We start from the raw sequence: 3108 nt of genomic DNA, 5'->3' as shown, positions 1-3108 counted from the left end.
CCCCACCCCCACCGACAACGACTGACCAACCAAGACCGCAAAACGGCCCACAATTCAACCGTTGGAACTGGTCCCGTTTTCAGCCGTTGCCGACACCTTCAACTTCTTGGTTCCCGCCCACATTTGGTCTGGTACCTTCCCTCGCTCGCTGATACCTCCGCTGCCGCCGAGAACGGCGGAGACAATACCGACGGCGCCCAGAGCGGCCGCAGCTTCGCCGACCTGATCCCCCGAGGCTGGCTGTGGGGCACCCTGCAACTCGCACTCGCCGCTGTGCTCGCCGCCGTCTGGCGGGCCCGTCGTCTGGGCCCCTTGGTGACCGAGCGACTGCCCGTGGCCATACGGGCCTCCGAATCCACCGAAGGCCGAGCCGGCCTCTATCGAAGGGCGAACGCCCGCGATCGGGCCGCAGATGCACTGCGTTCCGCCACCCGCACCCGCATCGCCCCACTCATCGGCGTCTCCCCGCGCGATGTCCACTCAACCTCAACGCTCGTCCCTGCCGTTGCCGCCCGTCTCGGCGGCACCGACAGCGACCTCGAAGCCCTGCTCTTCGGTCCTGCACCGTCCGACGATGCCGCTCTCGTACACCTGGCAGACCAACTCGACACCCTCGAAAGAGAGGTACGCACGTCATGAGCGCCCCGCCTTCTGTGCCCGCCGGCACTACCGAAACTCTCGGGAACGGCGACACAGCCCGCGCATCCCTGGAAGCGCTGCGCTCCGAGATCGCCAAGGCCGTGGTGGGCCAGGACCCCGCAGTCACCGGACTCGTCGTCGCTCTGCTCTGCCGAGGCCACGTCCTTCTCGAAGGTGTCCCCGGCGTGGCCAAGACCCTCCTGGTACGGGCTCTCGCAGCCTCACTCGAACTCGACACCAAGCGTGTCCAGTTCACCCCCGACCTGATGCCGAGCGACGTCACCGGCTCACTCGTCTACGACGCCCGCACAGCAGAGTTCTCCTTCCAGCCCGGCCCCGTCTTCACCAATCTGCTTCTTGCCGACGAGATCAACCGCACGCCCCCCAAAACGCAGTCCTCCCTCCTGGAAGCAATGGAAGAGCGCCAGGTCACGGTCGACGGAACACCCCGCGCCCTGCCCGAACCGTTCCTCGTCGCCGCCACGCAGAATCCCGTCGAATACGAGGGCACCTACCCGCTTCCAGAGGCCCAACTGGACCGGTTCCTCCTCAAACTGACGGTGCCCCTGCCGTCCCGCGACGAGGAGATCAACGTCCTCACCCGTCATTCCACGGGCTTCAACCCGCGCGACCTCAATTCAGCAGGCATACATCCCGTCGCCGGCGCGGCAGATCTGGAAGCCGCCCGTGATGCGGTCGCCCGGACCAAGGCCACCCCCGACATCGCCGGCTACATCGTCGATATCTGTCGTGCCACGCGTGAATCCCCCTCGCTCTCCCTCGGAGTCTCTCCCCGAGGCGCTACCGCTCTGCTGTCGACCGCCCGGGCCTGGGCCTGGCTCACCGGCCGCGACTACGTCACCCCGGACGACGTGAAGGCCCTGGCGCTCCCCACACTCCGCCACCGCATCCAGCTGCGGCCGGAGGCGGAGATGGAGGGCGTCACCCCCGACTCCGTCATCACCGCAGTCCTCGCCCACGTACCCGTACCCCGATGAGGCGGTGAACGTGGCCCTCACCGGACGTACCGCCTTGCTGGCCGCCCTGGGGTCACTCCCTGTAGGCATCCTGGCCCCCAGTTGGACAGGCATGCTCGCGGTCAACGCACCGCTCTCTCTAGCAATTCTGTGCGACTACGCCCTGGCAGCACCAGTCCGAACGCTTCAGTTCACTCGATCTGGTGATACAACTGTTCGACTGGGTGAGATTGCGGAAGTACAACTCACCGTAACCAATCCTTCCCGTCGTCGTCTGCGCGCACACCTCCGCGATGCCTGGCCCCCCAGTAGCTGGCCCACCGAGGCCGAGCAGGCCTCGTCCCGTCAGGCGCTGACAGTTCCGGCGGGGGAACGCCGACGGCTGAGCACCATCCTGCGACCGACACGGCGGGGCGACCGCCGGGCCGAACGTGTCACCGTCCGCTCTTTCGGCCCTCTGGGGCTTGCGGCCCGCCAGGGAAATCACGAGGTGCCCTGGAGAGTACGTGTCCTGCCGCCTTTCACCAGCCGCAAGCATTTGCCGTCTCGCCTCGCCAGGCTCCGCGAGCTCGATGGCCGCACCAGTGTCCTGACACGTGGAGAAGGCACGGAATTCGACAGTCTCCGTGCCTACGTGCCGGGTGACGACACACGCTCCATCGACTGGAGAGCCACAGCACGTCAATCCGCCGTCGTGGTCCGGACGTGGCGGCCCGAGCGGGACCGCCACATTCTCGTTGTCCTGGACACCGGCCGTACGTCGGCGGGTCGTGTAGGCGACGTGCCCCGTCTCGACGCCTCGCTGGATGCGGCACTGCTGCTCACCGCACTTGCCACAAGAGCGGGCGACCGCGTCGATCTGCTCGCCTACGACCGCCGCATCCGCACCCACGTCCAGGGCAGGTCAGCCGGGGAGGTCTTGTCGGCCATGGTGAAAGCCTTGGCGCCGATCGAACCGGCACTCGTGGAAACGGATGCCCGGGGACTGAGCACCGCCGTGCTTGCCGGCGCCCCTCGTCGCTCTCTGATCGTGCTCCTCACAGGCCTGGACGCAGCCCCCGTCGAGGAGGGCTTGTTGCCCGTCCTCCACCGACTGACGCAGCGCCACACAGTGCTGGTGGCTTCGGTGGCTGACCCGCACATCGAAAAGATGGCCGAGGCCAGGAAAACCGTGGACGCCGTTTACCAGGCCGCAGCCGGCGAACAGGCCCGAGCAAGAAGACTTCGCACGGCAGAGCAGCTCCGACGCCACGGCGCGGTGGTTGTCGATGCCACCCCGGACAACCTCGCCCCGGCTCTCGCCGACGCCTACCTGGCTCTCAAAGGGGCAGGTCGCCTCTGACTCGGACCCCTGCGTCAACGGAATCCACTCATTGGGGAGGACCCTGCCCGATGACCCCTGAAACGCGGAAAAGCCCCGTGCCACAAGGGCACGGGGCTTTTCCGTAAAAGGAGTTCGGCGGCGTCCTACTCTCCCACAGGGTCCCCCCTG

Annotated in this window: 2 protein-coding genes and 1 pseudogene; all 3 read left to right on the top strand. The window is 67.1% G+C overall.

What is annotated here, in order from left to right; translation table 11 throughout:
- Positions 1 to 96 precede the first annotated feature (96 nt).
- A pseudogene (locus ABZ826_RS39065) lies at positions 97 to 639 on the top strand (DUF4350 domain-containing protein); the annotation flags it as partial.
- A complete protein-coding gene (locus tag ABZ826_RS39060) occupies positions 636 to 1637 on the top strand; it encodes a MoxR family ATPase (protein ID WP_361459314.1) in 1002 nt (333 codons plus the stop codon). The pseudogene ABZ826_RS39065 and the gene ABZ826_RS39060, both read left to right, overlap by 4 nt.
- Positions 1638 to 1647: 10 nt before the next feature.
- Entirely contained in the window at positions 1648 to 2958 is a 1311-nt protein-coding gene (locus ABZ826_RS39055; RefSeq protein WP_361459316.1) for a DUF58 domain-containing protein, read from the top strand.
- Positions 2959 to 3108 lie beyond the last annotated feature (150 nt).

Source organism: Streptomyces sp. NPDC047515, from assembly GCF_040643055.1.
In the GTDB taxonomy this organism is placed as follows: domain Bacteria; phylum Actinomycetota; class Actinomycetes; order Streptomycetales; family Streptomycetaceae; genus Streptomyces.
The sequence above is the reverse complement of the archived record's forward strand: the minus strand, read 5'-3'. Positions and strand labels throughout refer to the sequence as shown.